Annotated in this window: 18 protein-coding genes and 1 tRNA gene; 8 read left to right on the top strand and 11 right to left on the bottom strand. The window is 67.2% G+C overall.

Translation table 11 applies throughout. The features are described from left to right. The first annotated feature begins 85 nt into the window (after window positions 1-85). The 5 genes from JT720_RS11705 to JT720_RS11685 all read left to right on the top strand — a co-directional run bounded on the left by JT720_RS11705 (window position 86) and on the right by JT720_RS11685 (window position 4,801). Window positions 86-634, top strand: a complete 549-nt coding sequence (locus JT720_RS11705; RefSeq protein WP_205481486.1) for a general stress protein — start codon at window positions 86-88, stop codon at window positions 632-634. A gap of 79 nt (window positions 635-713) precedes the next feature. Next, window positions 714-1,187, top strand: coding sequence for an RNA pyrophosphohydrolase (locus JT720_RS11700; protein ID WP_205481485.1), 474 nt, complete (start codon window positions 714-716; stop codon window positions 1,185-1,187). Between the two features lie 139 nt (window positions 1,188-1,326). Beyond that, a complete protein-coding gene (locus tag JT720_RS11695; protein ID WP_205481484.1) occupies window positions 1,327-2,535 on the top strand; it encodes a hydrolase in 1,209 nt (402 codons plus the stop codon). Further along, window positions 2,532-3,548 (top strand): arginine N-succinyltransferase, encoded by a 1,017-nt coding sequence (locus JT720_RS11690; RefSeq protein WP_205481483.1) that lies wholly within the window; start codon window positions 2,532-2,534, stop codon window positions 3,546-3,548. Before JT720_RS11695 ends, JT720_RS11690 begins: the two co-directional genes overlap by 4 nt. Next, window positions 3,548-4,801: an N-succinylarginine dihydrolase gene (locus tag JT720_RS11685; protein ID WP_205481482.1), complete on the top strand. Its 1,254-nt coding sequence runs from the start codon at window positions 3,548-3,550 to the stop codon at window positions 4,799-4,801. Before JT720_RS11690 ends, JT720_RS11685 begins: the two co-directional genes overlap by 1 nt. 398 nt (window positions 4,802-5,199) lie before the next feature. Here the strand turns inward: JT720_RS11685 and JT720_RS11680 are convergent, their stop codons facing one another. Then, window positions 5,200-5,532 carry a hypothetical protein gene (locus tag JT720_RS11680; RefSeq protein ID WP_205481481.1) on the bottom strand — a complete coding sequence of 111 codons (333 nt, stop codon included), beginning with the start codon at window positions 5,530-5,532 and terminating at the stop codon, window positions 5,200-5,202. 49 nt (window positions 5,533-5,581) lie between these two features. After that, on the bottom strand, window positions 5,582-5,824 hold the full coding sequence (locus JT720_RS11675; protein ID WP_205481672.1) for a hypothetical protein: 243 nt from the start codon (window positions 5,822-5,824) through the stop codon (window positions 5,582-5,584). Window positions 5,825-6,044: 220 nt separating this feature from the next. Here JT720_RS11675 and JT720_RS11670 point away from each other — a divergent pair, with 220 nt between their 5' ends. After that, window positions 6,045-6,191 (top strand): hypothetical protein, encoded by a 147-nt coding sequence (locus tag JT720_RS11670; RefSeq protein WP_205481480.1) that lies wholly within the window; start codon window positions 6,045-6,047, stop codon window positions 6,189-6,191. A gap of 45 nt (window positions 6,192-6,236) precedes the next feature. Then, a complete protein-coding gene (locus JT720_RS11665; RefSeq protein WP_205481479.1) occupies window positions 6,237-6,662 on the top strand; it encodes an OmpA family protein in 426 nt (141 codons plus the stop codon). Here JT720_RS11665 and JT720_RS11660 read toward each other — a convergent pair. The 7 genes from JT720_RS11660 to JT720_RS11630 all read right to left on the bottom strand — a co-directional run bounded on the left by JT720_RS11660 (window position 6,659) and on the right by JT720_RS11630 (window position 12,910). Continuing rightward, complete coding sequence (locus tag JT720_RS11660) at window positions 6,659-7,504, bottom strand: RDD family protein (protein WP_205481478.1); 846 nt, start codon at window positions 7,502-7,504, stop codon at window positions 6,659-6,661. The two genes, JT720_RS11665 and JT720_RS11660, sit on opposite strands and share 4 nt — an antisense overlap. Further along, entirely contained in the window at window positions 7,501-8,505 is a 1,005-nt protein-coding gene (locus JT720_RS11655) for a stage II sporulation protein M (protein WP_205481477.1), read from the bottom strand. The genes JT720_RS11660 and JT720_RS11655 overlap by 4 nt, the downstream gene beginning before the upstream one ends. After that, window positions 8,502-9,812: a DUF58 domain-containing protein gene (locus tag JT720_RS11650; RefSeq protein ID WP_205481476.1), complete on the bottom strand. Its 1,311-nt coding sequence runs from the start codon at window positions 9,810-9,812 to the stop codon at window positions 8,502-8,504. Before JT720_RS11650 ends, JT720_RS11655 begins: the two co-directional genes overlap by 4 nt. Then, window positions 9,809-10,765 (bottom strand): AAA family ATPase, encoded by a 957-nt coding sequence (locus JT720_RS11645; RefSeq protein ID WP_205481475.1) that lies wholly within the window; start codon window positions 10,763-10,765, stop codon window positions 9,809-9,811. Before JT720_RS11645 ends, JT720_RS11650 begins: the two co-directional genes overlap by 4 nt. Continuing rightward, window positions 10,762-11,979, bottom strand: coding sequence for a DUF4350 domain-containing protein (locus JT720_RS11640; RefSeq protein ID WP_205481474.1), 1,218 nt, complete (start codon window positions 11,977-11,979; stop codon window positions 10,762-10,764). Before JT720_RS11640 ends, JT720_RS11645 begins: the two co-directional genes overlap by 4 nt. Beyond that, the gene (locus tag JT720_RS11635) at window positions 11,976-12,509 is read right to left on the bottom strand and encodes a DUF4129 domain-containing protein (RefSeq protein WP_237220050.1); all 534 of its coding nucleotides are present in this window, start codon (window positions 12,507-12,509) and stop codon (window positions 11,976-11,978) included. The genes JT720_RS11640 and JT720_RS11635 overlap by 4 nt, the downstream gene beginning before the upstream one ends. Before the next feature lie 324 nt (window positions 12,510-12,833). Continuing rightward, window positions 12,834-12,910: transfer RNA gene (locus JT720_RS11630), tRNA-Arg, on the bottom strand. Between the two features lie 167 nt (window positions 12,911-13,077). Between JT720_RS11630 and JT720_RS11625 the strand changes: the two genes are divergently transcribed. Further along, window positions 13,078-13,512 (top strand): hypothetical protein, encoded by a 435-nt coding sequence (locus tag JT720_RS11625; RefSeq protein ID WP_205481473.1) that lies wholly within the window; start codon window positions 13,078-13,080, stop codon window positions 13,510-13,512. On the opposite strand, the gene JT720_RS11620 is transcribed toward JT720_RS11625, so the two are convergent. Both JT720_RS11620 and JT720_RS11615 read right to left on the bottom strand, forming a co-directional pair. Next, window positions 13,509-14,090, bottom strand: coding sequence for a GNAT family N-acetyltransferase (locus JT720_RS11620; RefSeq protein ID WP_205481472.1), 582 nt, complete (start codon window positions 14,088-14,090; stop codon window positions 13,509-13,511). The genes JT720_RS11625 and JT720_RS11620 overlap by 4 nt on opposite strands. Then, complete coding sequence (locus JT720_RS11615) at window positions 14,087-16,309, bottom strand: spermidine synthase (RefSeq protein WP_237219954.1); 2,223 nt, start codon at window positions 16,307-16,309, stop codon at window positions 14,087-14,089. The genes JT720_RS11620 and JT720_RS11615 overlap by 4 nt, the downstream gene beginning before the upstream one ends. Window positions 16,310-16,337 lie beyond the last annotated feature (28 nt).

Below are 16,337 nucleotides of genomic sequence, written 5' to 3'. Positions count from 1 at the left end.
GACCGTCCCCGACGCGGAACCTCGGAGGCGTCGATTCGCTTGTTGCGGTGCCGGGACACGTGTCGCCCGGCGCGGGAGATTCAAAATGCAAGGCAACATCGTATCTGCGGTCTTCGACAACTACTCGGAAGCGGAGCGCGCCGTATCCGAACTGCGGGCCGCAGGCGTGGGGAACGACGCCATCTCCATCATCGGCCGCCACGAGGGCGAGACCACCGAAACGACGGGCAGTGGCGACCGGGTCGACAACGATGGTGACGAGCCCGCGAGCTTCCTGTCCAAGGCTGCCGCCGGATCGGGCATCGGTGCGCTGCTAGGCGTCGCCGCCCTCGCGATCCCGGGCGTGGGCCCGCTCGCGGCAGCCGGCGCCATCGCCCAGTCCGCCATCGGCGGCGCTGCCCTGACCGGCACGGCCATCGGCGCCGCAGCCGGCGGCCTCAGCGACATCCTCACAAAGCATGGCGTAAGCGATGAGGACGCGGGCTACTATCACGAGCGCATCAACAACGGCGGCGTGTTCGTCTCCGTCGACCCCGACCGCGCCAACCTGTCGCGCGACCGGGCCGAAGACATCCTGTTCCGCGCTGGTGGTCACAACTCTTCGCGCAGCCGCGCGGCAACGACGACCTACTAAGCGGTCCCTGGGGAGCGCGAAGAACTCCGGTTGCGGAACCGGATTGCTTCGTCGCTCCCCAACTCGCATGGACCCAGGGATGAGCGAAGAGCCACTGTACCGCCGCGGCGTGGGCGTCATGCTGATCAACACCGACCGCAAGGTCTGGGTCGGGCGCCGGATCGATAACACGGACGAGGCCTGGCAGATGCCGCAGGGCGGGATCGACAAGGGCGAACAGCCTTGGGCGACGGCCTTGCGCGAACTGGAAGAAGAGACCGGGATTCCGCCTCACCTGGTGGAGCGCATCGCCGATCACCCGGAGCGCCTGCGCTACGACCTCCCCGATGACCTGCAGCCGAAACTCTGGGGCGGGAAGTGGCGCGGGCAGGAGCAGGACTGGTTCCTGTGCCGGTTCCTGGGCCGGAACATGGACGTGAACATCGCAACTGCTCACCCGGAGTTCTGCGACTGGAAGTGGATCGAGGCGGCTGAGCTTCCCGGGATCATCGTGCCCTTCAAACGCGATCTCTACCGCTGCCTGATCGACCATTGGGCGGAGCATCTCAGATAACCGTCACTCCCGCGGAGGCGGGAGTCCAATTCCTGAAGCCGCCGCAAGTCGAAGGGTTCGCAGATGGGTTCGCGTTCGCGGGAATGACGACCGTGGCCCCTCTCGCCTTCCCCGTTCGCTCCCGCTAGAGCGCTTGGGCATGGGGGAACTGAGCTCTACCGAACGCGACACCCTCGCGCAGATCGCCGCCGAGCCGATGCTGGCCGAGGTCCAGTCGTGGGCGGCGATCAACAGCGGGTCGACGAACCTCGACGGCCTCGCACAGGTCGCGGCCGCACTGGCCGACGCCTTTTCTCACCTTTCCGGCGAACTCAAGCTGCTCGACCCAACCCCGGTCACCGCGGTGGAGCCGAGCGGAGCTGTCCGCGACATCGCCCATGGCCGCAACCTGCACCTCAAGGTTCGGCCGGATGCTCCGATGCAGTTGCTGTTCACCGGCCACATGGACACGGTTTACGCCTCCGACCACCCTTTCCAGCATCTGGCCTGGATAGAGGACGGCGTGCTCGGCGGTCCGGGCGTCGCCGACATGAAGGGCGGATTGGCGGTCATGCTCGCGGCACTGCGGGCGGTGGAGTCCAGCCCACTGGCAGCCCGCCTCGGTTATGAGGTCGTGATCAACTCCGACGAAGAGGTCGGGTCGCCCGGCTCCGCTGCGCTGCTGGCTGCAGCCGCCTTAGGAAAGCGGGCCGCCCTTACCTATGAACCCGCCGCCCTCCCGGACGGAACTCTTGCCAGCTCCCGTCCCGGAAGCGGGAACTTCAGCTTCGTGATCACGGGTCGGTCGGCGCATGCCGGTCGCAACCCCGAAGACGGCCGAAACGCCGTGGTCGCCGCCGCCGACCTTGCCTTGCGCCTATCCTCGGCGAAAGCGCCCGGACTCAGCGTGAACGTCGCCAAGTTGGACGGCGGAGGACCCAACAACGTGGTTCCCGATCATGCGGTGCTGCGGGTCAACCTGCGGCCCGGCACGATGGAGCTTCAGGACGCAGCGCAGCAGGCAATCGACAATGCCGTGCAGGCGGTAGCCGCCGCGCACGACGTCGGGATCCGCGCGCATGGCGGCTTCGGACGCCCGCCCAAACCACTCACCCCAGAAGCCGAGAAGCTGTTCCAGCTCGTCGGCCAGGCTGGCGCCGACCTCGGCCAGCCGATCCGCTGGCAACCGTCTGGCGGCGTCTGCGACGGCAACAACATCGCGGCCTGCGGCGTGCCCGTGGTCGACACGATGGGCGTGCGCGGTGGCAAGATCCACAGCATGGAGGAATATCTGATCGTCGAGAGCCTCGCCGAGCGCGCGGCCCTGTCCGCCCTCACCATCCTGCGCCTCGCCCAGGAGGCCGCATGAGTTTCCGCATACGTCCGGCCGAGCCGGAAGACTTCGACGCCATCTACGAAATGGCCAAGCTGACTGGCGGCGGGTTCACCAACCTGCCGGCGGACAAGGGCACGATCGTCGAGAAGCTGGCGCGATCGGAGGAGGCCTTCGCCAAGGCGGAGGAGCGCCAGGGGAACGACTGCTACATCTTCGTGCTGGAGGACCCGCAAGCGAACGTCATCCGGGGAACCTGCCAGGTCTTCGGGCAAGTGGGTGTCACCCAGGCCTTCTATTCCTATCACCTCAGCACCCTCACCCAGTGGAGCCCGGAGCTCGGCAAGACCTTCCGCAACCAGATGCTGACCCTGACGACCGACCTGGAGGGCTCCAGCGAGGTCGGCGGACTGTTCCTGCACCCGGCCATGCGAGCCGGGGGCTGGGGGATGCTTCTCGCCCGGAGCCGCTATCTCTTCATCCGCCAGCACCGGGAGCGCTTCGGCGAGCGGGTTCTCGCGGAACTGCGCGGTGTCATGGACGATGCCGGCAACTCGCCCTTCTGGGATGCGCTCGCCGGCCGGTTCTTCGACATGAGCTTCCCCGAAGCGGACGAGTTCAACGCCGTTCATGGCACCCACTTTATCGCCGACCTGATGCCAAAGACACCGATCTACGTCGCCCTGCTGCCCGAAAGCGCCAAGGCCGTCATGGGCCAGCCGCATCCCACCGGCCGCGCGGCGCTGCGCATGCTGGAAGCCGAAGGCTTCAGCTTCGACCGGTATATCGACATTTTCGACGGGGGCCCAACGGTGGTTGCCAAGACGGACCAGGTCCGCACCGTGCGGGAATCGACCGAGGAGGTCATCGCGGAGGTCGGTGAAGGGGGCCCAATGAAGATGCTGCTCGCCACCGGACGCCTGAAGCAGTTCCGGGCCGTAATGGCCGAGGTGCGGCGCGTGGGCACGGAGGGTCTCGCGATCGACCAGCAGACCGCGGACCTGCTCGAGGTCAAGCCAGGCGACGCGGTCCTGGCGGTGTCCCGCTGATGTCGCTGGTGGAAATCAACTTCGACGGGGTGGTCGGCCCCAGTCACAATTACGCGGGCCTCAGCCTCGGCAACCTCGCCTCCGCCCGCAATGCCCGCCAGGTGTCGCACCCCCGTGCCGCTGCGCTGCAGGGGCTGGAGAAGATGCGCGCCAACCTGCGGCTAGGACTGCATCAGGGACTGTTCGTTCCCCAGCCGCGTCCTGCCCACCAGTGGCTGGCGGAGCTCGGAACCACCCTGGAACGGGCCGAACCCGGACTTCGGGCCAACGCCATGTCCGCCTCCAGCATGTGGGCGGCGAACGCGGCCACCGTGTCACCTGCGCCGGACACGGCGGATGGCCGGACACACCTGACAGTCGCCAATCTTCGTACCATGCCCCACCGCAGCCATGAGTGGCACGCCACGCTGGCCCAGCTGAGGGTCGCCTTCCGGGACGAGCGACACTTCGCCGTGCATGGCCCGGTGCCGCCCGCCTTTGGCGACGAGGGCGCGGCCAACTTCATGCGCCTGACCGAGCAACATGGGCAGCCGGGCGTGGAGGTCTTCGTCTACGGCCTCTCCGGTGGTCCGTTCCCCGCACGGCAGCACCTCGAGGCGTTCAAGGCCATTGCCCGCCGCCACCGGCTCGATCCCGAGCGCACCCTGTTCGTGCAGCAGTCCGAAGAGGCGATCGCCGCCGGCGCGTTCCACAACGACGTGGTCGCGGTGGCGAACGAGCGCGTCCTCTTCGCGCACGAACGGGCCTTTGAGGACAAGGGCGGCTTCCTGGGGGAGCTGTCCTCCCGGTTCCCGTCTCTCGAATATGTCGAAGTCGCCGCGGCGGAGGTGAGCCTCGATGATGCCATCCGCTCCTATCTGTTCAACGCGCAGCTCGTGACACCGCCCGACGGACGGACGACCTTGATTGTGCCGGAAGAAGCGCGCGAGACCCCTTCGGTATGGGCCTGGCTGCAACGGCACCTCGCGGGGAACGGCGCAATCCGCCGGGTCGAAGTCGTGGACGTGCGCCAGTCCATGGCGAACGGGGGCGGCCCGGCGTGCTTGCGCCTCCGGGTCGTCGCCGACCCCGCAACCGTCGATCCGCGCTTCCTCGTGGATGAAGTCAAGCTCGACCGCCTCAAGGACGTCATCAGCCGCGAGTGGCCGGAAAGCATCCATCCGGACGAACTCGCCGACCCGCGGCTCGTTTCGCAAATTGAAGCCGCCCGTACGGCCCTGCTCGGAGCTCTGGATCTCTCCGAGCTTCGCTGAACGCACTTCATAACCCAAGCAGCAGCTCAGCGCGTTTACGCCTGTCGAGTTAATTGACATTTAACCGCCATCGTTAACACGAAAATGGCGGAACTTCGCGGTTGGCACGTGCATTGCTTAACCAATGGCGATGCATACACCGCGTTTTATCCGCAAACTGGGGCGGCTGTTCACGATCAAGACGCGCTGGGAGGCGTGGCTGGTCATCTGGGCCATCGCCTTGGGCGCCGTCGAGCGCGGCAAGTACTACCTGGAGGTCTATCCCGGCACAGTGGGTTGGCTGTTCTTCGCCCTCTGCACAGGCGTGGTGTTCATCGCAGGAGCAAAGCTACTCGACTCCGTGTCGAAGCGACCGGTTGCCGCAAGGCTCGCGCTCGCGTCAGCGCCTGCACGTCGGTTCAGTCGTAGTCGACCCAGGTCGTTCCGTCGGCCCGCCGGTTCAGCGTCACGGCGCTGGTCTCACAAAGGTTGACGCCCGAGTAGACCAGTTCCTTCCCGCTCGAGAGACGGGCACGGATATCGAAGGCGCATTGCGCATCGGTCGACACGTCGATCGAAACACGTGCGCCGTCGGCCTGCGCTCCTGCGAGCGGCTGCCATCCCGCCTTGCCGTCGGTCGGCCGGATGGAGGTTCCGGCAATCGCTTCACCCGTCCGGTTGACCAGCCCCAGAGACGCTGCCCATGCAGGTACTGCAAGCGACAGCGCGGCGACGAACAGGAGTCGTTTCATGCGCGTGACTATAGGCCATTCCGCCCGTAGTCAGAATAAGGGCTGTTCCCTAAGCGGCGCGGGAAACGATTGCCGGACGGCCGCGATGGACGGAGCCGGCACCACGGAAATAGCCATCGCTGAGCGGCAGAGCCGTCCCACAGAAACCGCACTCGGCGAGCATCCGGCCAATCAGCCAGTGGGTCCGGCCGCAGCCCGGGCAGTGGTTCACGGCATCCTCGCGGTACACCGCATGATAGCCCCGAACGGCGGGATCGAACGCTTTGCGGCCAGTCGTGTTCGACGTCAGCATGTTCAGTTCCTTCAACCCGGTTGAAGTGGAGAACGGGCGATGAGTCGTTAGGTTTCAACGATGATCTGATTTGAGCCAGCTGTCACTTCGAAACCTCACTCCTGTGCCGCCTCGGGACAGGGTCGAACAGGGATGTGGATATTAACCATTCTGCAAGGTTCGCTGGAGAGAGTAGCGTCTGGACCTGTGGACCTGGGGAGGTGCGCCCGTGGAGTCGAACATGCGTTACTACCATCGCCGTGCTGCCGAAGAACGGATGGCCGCGCAGCGGGCGATTACGGAGAACGCGCGGGAGTGGCACGCCAAGCTGGCGCAGCAATTCGCAGCTCGCGCCGCCGAATATGAAGGTCGCGCAGCCGTCGTCTGACGGCCTCTGGCGCCTCGGCGCACTGGGCGATAAGGCCCGCGCCCTATGTCCCTCCTCCTCGCCGCGCTGATCGCGCAGGCTCCTCCAATTGCTCCCGGATCTTGTGCCGGCGGACTGATCGCGGTCGCCGCCGGAGAGCCCTGTCCGACGCTTCTCTTTTTCGACAGCAGCAAGGCGGCAATCACACGTGATTCCGCCGCGGCTCTCGAACAGGTGATCTCCGGGTGGAAAACCGGCGCGTTTCGACGCGTGATCCTATCGGGACACGCGGACCTGTCCGGACCTTCCTCGGCCAATCTGCGCGCTTCTCGCCTGCGGTCCATGGCCGTGGGTGACTGGCTGTCGAGCCACGGCATTCCGTCCACGGCCATCACCGTCCAGGCACTCGGCGAGAGCCGCCCGCTCATTCCGACGGCAGACGGGGTTCGCGAACCGCAGAACCGCCGGGTGGAGATCCGCCTGATGCGCTAGGCGACCGGGTCGAACTTGGTTTCCCGCCGACGGCCCACCAGCAGATTCGCCTCCAGTCGAGCGCACAGTGCGGCGTAATAGTCGGTCAGGAACCCGTGGTCGTCGCCATCATCCGGGATGTCCGCCTTGCTGCGGATCATGTTCGCGACGTTGGAAAGCGTAGCCGGATTCTCCTCCCGCAGAACCTGTTCCAGCGTCTGCAATTCGTAGATGCCGTACAGATTAAGCGCGGCATCGCCGAAGGTCCGCCGTTGGGCTGGGGCGGCGCCCACCAGGTCGTAGGACAGGCGGGCCCTGCCGGTCACCACCACCCAGGTCCCCGCCACCAGATCGCCGACCCGCAACCGGTCGCGGTTGAACAACGGGAAGAACAGGAAGATGCCGCTCCACCCCAGGCTGGCAATGGTCAGGGCGGCGTCGGCGGTCCCTTCCACGGTCCTCGACACAAGGAAGGACAGCGGCAGGAACACCTCGATCTCCCGCATGGCGTTGCGGGCCACCACGGCCGCGCCCGTCAGCCGGGCTCCATCTCGGGCGACAACACGCAGCTTCATCAGGCGCTTGCCGGGCGTCGCGCCCCGGCTGCCCATTTCGAACAGCGTGAACCAGCCGTTGCGAAGGACGAAGAAGCCGATCAGCCAGAGCATCATCACGAACTCGCCTGCCGACGCGAACGCCAGCATGAGCGCTCCGATCGTCAGCAGCACCAGCACGACCAGGATCAGGATCGCGTCTATCAGGAAGGCGCCCGCGCGGGCGCCCGCCGACCCGAGCTCCAGCCGAAGGTCGATGCCTTCCGGGGTGACGAACGTCCGGCGAAGGCTGCGCGGGTGGCGGCTCATGCCATCCGCTTCCGTCCGCCGAGGACATAAAGATACAGCACCCAGAAAGTCAGCATCGACCAGCCGATGAGGAAGCGAAACACGTCGCTCGTGATGGTCTGGCGCCCGATCCCCTCCAGCAGTCCGGCGGCGGCGAGCATCACGACCACGCCGATCATCGCCGTCGCAGCCGACCGGCCGGCCTTGACCAGCAAGGCGGCGCGAGTCAGCCGCCCGGGAAAGGCCACGGCTGTGCCGATCCTGAGGCCGGCGGCCCCGGCAATGGCAATGGCCAGCAGCTCGGTAGTCCCGTGGATCATCAGCCATCCGGCAAGGTTCGGCCCCAGTCCCTTCGCCGCGAACACGGCATAGATCGCCCCCAGCATCAGGCCGTTGTAGAGCATCAGGAGGACGGTCGGCACGGCAAAGGCAAAGCCAAGCGCGAACGACAGGATGGCGACCTGGCTGTTGTGAGTGAACAGATAGGTCGCGAAGGTCGTGAGCAGGCTCTCCTGGCTGTCGTAGAGGGTGCCCCGGAGGAACTCCGCCGATGCCGCCGGATCACGGCCGCCCGCTAGCTCGGCGGGGATGATGCTGTAGAACCAGCCCGGATCGCCGCTGACCAGCAGGTATCCGATCACCGCGGACAGGACCATCAGCGCCGAACAGACCAAGGTCTCCTTCCACAGGTCCCGCGCCGCGACGGGCCAACCTGTCCGAAAGAAGTCCGCCACCTGCCGTCGGGCCGGGGTCTGAACCCCATAGATCTGGAAATAGGCGCGCGTGCACAGTTGCTCGAGGTAGGTCACCAGCGCCCGATCCAGCGACGTATCCCGGGCGATCGACAGCGACGACAGCGTCGTCCGATACAGCGCCGGAAGCGCGAGCAGGTCGTCGTCGTCGAGGTGTCCGAGCGACTTCTTCTCCAGCCGGGTGACCAGTTCCTCCAGCCGCTCCCAATCGCCCTGATGGGCAAGCCGGAAGCGGGTCGCATTGACCAGCGGTGCCGCCTGGACGTTCACAGCAGGTTCCTCCGCTTCAGGTCGAGATAGCCATGCACCAGGCTTTCCCCGACCTTGTCGTGCTCACTCTCGATCACGTGCACACCCAGGTGCTGGAGCCGGCCGATCGCGATCCGTCGCTCCTTCAGCAGGTCCGCCGCCGTGATGGTGCGAGTGATGTCGTCCGCCTCGTCCGGCTCGCGCTCCACGATGCTCTCCAGCTCCTCGTCGCGCAGCACCACGACCAGCAGCAAGTGCGTCTGCACCAGCCGGCGCGCGGCCCGGACCATGAAGTCCGCCGAGATGCTGTCCGTGAATTCCGTGAACAGGACGATCATCGAGCGGCGGGTCAGCCGGCTCGCCAGCCCCGTCAGCGCGAAGGTGTAGTTCGTCTCCTCCCCGCTGTAATCGATGCCGGCCGCCATCTGCTGCAATTCGGCGAACGCGCCCATGCCCGAGACGAGCCCGCTCCCCACCCGCGGCCGCGAGTCGAAGCTGTGAAGGGCGATCCGGTCGCCCATCTTCAGCGCGACCCAGGCGGTCAGCAGCATGGCGGAAACCGCCCGATCCACCCGAGGTAGGCCGGCAATCGGCTCCGACATCTGCCGCCCGCTATCGATGGCAAAGACGATCTGGTTGTTGCGCTCGCTGCGATACTGCCGGGCGAGTAGCTTGCTATGCCGGGCCGACTGCTTCCAGTCGATCGCCCGCCGGTCCATGCCCTGCTGATACTCGACCAGCGCATCGAGGTCGGATCCGTCGCCGCGCTCGAGTTGCGCCACCAGCCCCTGCAGCGCATGACGCTGGAAGATCGCAGCGCCGTGCCGATGCACCGGCCGCAGGTCCGGGAGCACCGGAAACCCGGCATCGAGCGCGACTTTCTCCTGGTGCCACATCAGACCGAGCGGCCCTTTCCAGCGCAGCCACAGCGACGCGAACCGGGCGATCCCGCGCCGAACCAGCTCCAGCTCCAAGCGACCGCTCCCCTGCTCCGCCGCGATCCCGATCAGCATTCGGCCGTCATCCTCGGCATGGACGATCGGCGGCAGGTCCAGCGCAACCTCCACCAGCCGCGGGGACGGTCCTTTCGTCACCCCCACACGCACGATCGCTTCGCTCGCATGGCCGACATAAGCCGATCGCGGCAGTTCCAGCCGGGCTGACAGGCGCCGAGCACCCGTCGCTGCATCGACGAGGCAGAGCAGCAGAACGGCCGCGGGCCACGCCAGGCCGACGTACCAGTAGGCCGGCGCCACCGCGTCCACCAGCAAGGTGGCGAGAGCGCCAGCCGCTGCGATCAGGACAGCCGCGCGTGTCGGATAGATCAACGCGGCGCCTCGACCGCTTCGATGATCGACTGCACCACCTCCTCGACCCGCCGGCCGTTGATCTCGGCGGATGGCGACAGGATCAATCGGTGGCGGAGCAGCGCCGGCGCCAGCCGCTTCACGTCGTCCGGCACGACGAAGTCTCGGCCGTCCAGTGCCGCCCTCGCCCGCGCCGCCGCCGCGAGCATGGCCCCGGCGCGCGGCGATGCGCCCGCCTCCAGGTCGCTGACCGTGCGGGTCTGCCGGATCAGCGCGGTGACATAGTCCACGATCTCGTCGACCAGGCGAACTGCCGCCACCGTCTCGAGCGCGGCTCCGATGCTGGCGCCATCGGCTCTTGCCTCGACACCCCAGCCCGCGGGCTCCATCACCTCCCGCCGGGCGCCATGCTCGGCGATAATCCGCCGCTCTTCATCGGCGCTTGGATAATCCACCAGCTGCTTGAACAGGAAGCGGTCGAGCTGCGCTTCGGGCAGGGGATAGACACCCTGCTGCTCGATCGGGTTCTGGGTCGCGACGACCATGAACCGGTCGCCGAGCGCCATGCTCTTGCCGTCCACCGTGACCTGGCGTTCCTGCATGGCCTCCAGCAGCGCAGCTTGGGTCTTGGGCGGGGTCCGGTTGATCTCGTCCGCCAGCAGCAGGTCGGTGAAGATCGGCCCCCGCGTGAGCGTGAAGCGGGAGGTCTGGAAGTCGAACAGATTGGCGCCGATGATGTCTGCCGGCATCAGGTCTGGCGTGAACTGGATCCGGCCGAACTGCAGCCCGAGCGTCGCGGCGAAGCTGTGCGCTAGCAGCGTCTTGGCGGTGCCCGGCGGACCTTCCAGCAGGATGTGCCCGCCCGAAAAGAGCGCAACCAGCATCAGGTCGACGGTCTCCTCCTGCCCCACGACGGCCTTGGCGATCTCTTGCCGGATCGCATTCCCCAGCGACTGAACTTCTTCAACACTCACGCTTCAAGCTCCTTCAGCCACTGGTGCAGCCCTCTGGCCGCGATGGTCAGTTCTTCCCGGGTCGACGCCCGCTCCGTGCGCGTCGCAAGCTCGCTGAACGGGGCGCCCGAGGTGCGCACCTGATCCAGCCGCGCGTCGAGCTCGCCTTCGGGCAGCGATGGCGGCAGCCGCAACAGCGTTGCCGCCCGGCGCCGCGCCACCTGCGCGTAACGATACCCAAGCTGCACCTCCCGGCGAGCACGGCGAACCAGCGCCGCGGTATTGTCCACCAGCGCCGCCTTGCCGAAGCGGATCGCGCGTTCCGGGCGGCGCGGCGCCCCGAACCGGGTCAGCGCCTGCACGCCCGCCAGCAAAAGGGCCGCCGCGATGGCCAAGGTCACCGACAGGAACGGCGGCTCGAATAGCAGCTTCAAGGGGCTGCGCGCGGCGCCTAGGCCGTTGCTGGTGACGTCGAACAGGATGCCATCCGCGTCGGTGCTGTTGAGGAAGTCCAGCATCGCCAGCGCGGCGCGCGCCTGCCCCTCATCGCGCATGCCGCGGTTGTTCAGGAGATCCGGGTCCGCGAGGATGTAGAGCTGCCGGGCCCCCACCTGCGCCAGGACGATCCTGCCGGCGCTGTCGGTGACAACGGGGCGCAGGTCCTTACCGCTGACAGTCTGCAGCGCGAGGGGCGAGCGAAAACGCATCTCCGAAGGCGCATGGTCCGGCACGGTCCGTAGCGGCCCGCCGCTTCGGGTGACCCGAACCTTTAGCGGGTAAGCCGGCGCCAGCACCCGCTCCGTATCGTCTGTCGGCCGCACGCCGGCGACCCGTACCCACCCGGTGCGCTTCGGATCGCCTTGCGTCCACCATTTCGGCAGCACGAACAGGGTTGTCCGGCTGCTGCGCCATTCCAGGATGTCCGTGAGGTCCACGTCGCCCCGTTCCGGCGTGATGACGGCCAGATCCTCGCTTTCGAGCTGATCCAGGCTCCGCACCACCTGCGGGTTGCGGCCAGTCGCCTCCGCCAGCCGGACCACACCGCTGAACCCGGTCACGGCGTTCGACAGCGCATGCGCGCCGCCGTTCCTGCCGGAGCGGAAATCAGGAGCGTAGGCGCCCAGCACCAGCATGGCCAGGAAGGCCAGCACGCCCACCCCGACGATCACCAGCGCCGCCTTGCGCGTGAAGCTCAGCTCAGTGGCGCTGGGACCGCCGATCGCGACTTCGCTCATGCCTGCCAGGCCCTTGGCACAGCGAAGTCGGCATAAGAGCTCCGGGCCTCAGTCCACTCCGCCTGCCCGACCGGACGGCTGGCGAACAGACTCCGCTCCACCAGCCGGGCGATGCCGGAAAACAGATTGCGCGCCCCACTGGGGATCGCCGTTGCGGCCGCCAGTTCGCGGCTGGTGACCGATGGCTTCACCAATGCGGGCTTGCGCCGCGCGATGTCCTCTACGGAACGGATCAGCAGATGGTGGATCGCCTCCGCATAGCGCCCCTGCGCGGCGAGCGCGTCCGCCTCTTCCAGCCAGCGGTGGGCGGGCGCCTGCTCGGGAACCCACTCCTCCTCGTCCAGCGGCTCCGCCGCCGCGGCCGGCACCCGACGCCATTGCCACACGCCGTGACGCACCCGCTGGTAGATCAGCCAGGCGAAGGCCGCCGCCAGGATCGCCAGCACCGCCCACAGCAGGATGCGCGCATAAGGCGCGTCCGGAAGGAAGCTGCTGATCCAGGAGAAGAAATCTCCGACCGGCTTCATCACGCGGCCAAGCCACTCGAAGAAGTCCCGCAGCCACGTCGGGGGCGTGGGTGGAGGATCGGGAGCCGTCAGGTCGAACTGAACCGACCCATCTTCCCGCAGCGATCGATACGCGGAGGCAAAGCGGTCGCCCGCAACACTTGCCCCTTTTGACCCGGCCGAGATGCCGACCTCCCCCTTTGAACGCGGCGCAGCTTAACGACGAGCCGCCCACGCGCAACCAGCGGGCGACGCTGAACCGCGCTCGACCCCGACGCCTAAGGCTCGGAAGTTAATGAACGGTGGTCGGCGCCTGATGAACCGGCTGAACGGACGATTGGGGGAGAATGGCGCGCCCGGAACGATTCGAACGTCCGACCCTCAGATTCGTAGTCTGATGCTCTATCCAGCTGAGCTACGGGCGCGCGGCAGGGGGGTCCATAGGCGGCGGAATGGACCCGCGCAACCCTGTTGAGCATGCGATGGCGCAATTGCCACCCCCCTCCCGCTTGCTTACACGGACCGCGTGAAACGCGCCGCGCTCCTCCTTCCGACGTTGCTCCTGTCCGCATGCGCCGGGCCATCCCCGTCAGTGCCCTCCCTTGCTCCGCGCCCGGCAGAGTCCATCGATCCGCGGCTGCCTGTTCCCGACCGATCGGGGGAGATCCCGCTCGACGCGACACTGGCGGCAGGGCTTCAGGCGCTCGTCGCGCAGGCGCGTGCAACCGAGACCCCGTTCGAGGCAGCGATCGCGCCCGCCGAACAGGCAGCGGCAGCAGCAGGCGCTCGGGACAGTGAGAGCTGGATCACTGCCCAGCAGGCGCTTTCCGGAGCGATCGCCGCCAGGTATCCAACCACCCGAGCACTCGGCGACCTGGATGCGCTAAGCGCCGCACGCCTCAAGGAGCGCGGCTTCATCGCTCCACGGGATCTCGCCGCAATCCGGGAGGCGGCAGAGGCGATCGCAGCGATCGACAGCCGACAGGCGGCCCGAGTGGACGCGGTGCAGGCGCGCCTCGGCGGCTAGGACAGCGCTGCGGCCCGCGCATCGGGCCATTCAGCCGCATCGATCCGATGGACCACCGTCGGGTTGAGCTCGCCAGGATTGGCAAAGCGGGTATCCACGAAGTCCAGATCCTCGCGGCGCCGCATGCCCAACCGTCGCATGAGCCCTTGGCTCGCCTCGTTGCCGGGCACAGTCAGCGCGACCACGCTGGGCGCTCCGAAGCGGTCGAACGCCAGGTCCAGCGAGGCAATGGCAGCTTCCTTGGCAATGCCCTGCCCCCAGGCGTCTTCCCGCAAGCGCCAGCCGATCTCGAACTCGCCGTGCAGATGCTCGCCGCCCGGCGCGTTTACGCGCTTCAGCCCACAGAAGCCGAGCAGCGCCCCGTCCAACTTGCGCTCCACGATCCAGAAGGTGTGGCCGAAGTCCCGCTGGAAGCCGTCGATCCGGTCCAGCGCGGCATGGGCGGTCGCTTCGTCCTGCACTCCGCCAAGCCATCGCATGACCGTCGGCGTGTTGAGACGCCGCAGGAACTCCTCGGGATCACCAGGTCGCCAGCCGCGCAAGCGCAGGCGCGCGGTCTCGGCAACCTCCTCGCTCATCGCTTGATGATGGGCAGGATCGAACCGTAGTCGTCGGTCCAGCCCGCGAAGTCGGCATATGGGGGCAGCGGCTCCCAGAAGTCGGCCCTGGTCGCGGAACGGAGCTCGCCAAGTTTCCGGCCCGAAGCCGACAAGGCGATCCAGCGGCTGGGTGCCGCCCCCAGCACGACCTCCCGCGGCAACGGATCGTAGACGCCGAGCATCGCTTGGAACTGCCCACGGGCCGAGGCCGCGACCACCGGCTGCAGGTCGAGGTGACGGTTCGAGATGTGCACCATTAATATGCCTTCCGGCTGGAGAACCCGGCGATAGAGGGCAAACGCTTCACGGGTCAGGAGGTGCATGGGCACGGCATCGGACGAGAAGGCGTCGATGATCAGCACGTCCGCGCTACCCGGCGCCTGCCCAGCCAGGCTCAGCCGCGCGTCACCCAGCACGATCGGCACCTTGGGAAGGCATTTGGACAGGAAGGTGAAACGCTTCGGATCGCGCGCGATGTCGACCACCGCGGGGTCGATCTCGTAGAAGGTCCAGCGCTCGTTCGCCCGTGCGTAGCAGGACAGTGTCCCGGTGCCGAGCCCGACGGCTCCGATGCGAGCCTGCGGCCCATACAGAGCTGGTGCGATGTTGAGGAGCCGCCCGACGGCGGACTGCGGGGCGTAATAGCTGGTGGGCAGCCGTTCCCGCTCCGGCGATCCGCGCAGCTGCAGTCCGTGCATGGTCGTGCCGTGCAGCAGGTAGCGCAGGCTGTCGTCCTCCTGGATCGAATAAACGCCGAAGTAACTGCGGGTCATCCGGCCGGGCTCGGACGTGAGGGCGAGCTTCTGGACCCCGCCCATGCCCAGCATCAACAGCGCCAGGATGATGGTGAACAGCAGCGGGCGCCCGATCGCGAACAGTCCGATCGCCATCAGCACGCCCAGAACCGCGAGGCGGACCCACTCCGCATCATCCCCCAGCACCGACCGAGCGATCAGGGTGAGCAGCACAAGCAGGATGATGACCATCAGGACTCGTCGCTCGAGCGTGGGGGAGCGCCACAGCTGCTCGAACCGCCGGAACGGGTGCACCCCGGCGACGAGTGCGCCCGCCGCGAGCAGCAGCAGGGGATGCTCGTATGTCCAGTCGAATACCAGCGGCGCGATCAGGGCGCAGAACAGGCCACCCAAGGCTCCACCCACGGACATGGCAAGATAGAAGCCGGTGAGCTGCGATGGCGCGGGACGATCGTCGAACAGCTTGGCGTGCAGCGCCACGGCCACCATGAACAGGTTGAGCAGCGAGACGATCATCACCGGCAGCAGCAACGCGCCTTGCGCCCGGAACAGGCCCACGCAGACCAGTAGCACGGTGAAGGGCGCTACCCGCGCGCACAGCTGCGCCAGGCCCCGCCGCTCCGAGAAGGCCACGGTGAAGCTGAGCAGGTAGATGGCGAGAGGAACCACCCACAGCAGCGGCATGGCCGCTATGTCCGTGGTCAGGTGGAGCGTGGTCGAGAGCATGAGGCCCGACGGCACCGCGGCCAGCACGATCCAGCCCGCGATGCGCTTCTTGTCCAGCGGGCGTTCGACCGCCTCCTGGCTCACGATCGCGGTCGTCGTTGCCGAGCCCTGGAGCGACAACATGCACCAGGCGACGAGCAGTGCCATGACCGCATAGCCGATGCTCCACCACCAGCTCTGGTGACCGACGCCGATCAGCGGCTCCAGCAGCAAGGGATAGGTGAGCAGACCAAGCAGGCTCCCCAGGTTCGATGCTGCGTACAGCGGGTAGGGATCGCCTCCCCCGCTCATGGCGAACCAGCGCTGCAGCAATGGCGCCTGCGCCGAGATCACGAAGAACAAAGGTCCGACCGACAGCAGCAGGAGCCACGGCACCCACAGGAAGCTGTTGTCCCCCGCGTCCGGCACGGCGGCGCTGAGCCCGAGCGGCAAGGTCAGTGCGGCCAGCGCCAGCAGTGTCAGGTGAATGCCGGCCTGCGCACGTCCCGGCAGTCGTGCGATCGCGTGAGCGTAGGCGTATCCGCCCAGCAGCAGCGCCTGGTACACCAGCATCGCGGAGTTCCAGACTGCCGGCGCTCCGCCAAGCCGCGGCAGGGCCATGCGGGCGAGCAGCGGTTGAACCAGGAACAGCAGAAAGGACCCGGCAAAGATCGCCAGCGTGTATCGCAGGCGGAGCCTGCCCGCCGGACGGCTCTCCTCGATCGCCATGGTCGCCATTAATCCCCCCAGTGCCCAACCCAGCGTA

Origin of the sequence: Sphingomonas arenae, assembly GCF_016924655.1 — a bacterium.
In the GTDB taxonomy this organism is placed as follows: Bacteria; Pseudomonadota; Alphaproteobacteria; order Sphingomonadales; family Sphingomonadaceae; genus Sphingomicrobium; species Sphingomicrobium arenae.
The sequence above is the reverse complement of the archived record's forward strand: the minus strand, read 5'-3'. Positions and strand labels throughout refer to the sequence as shown.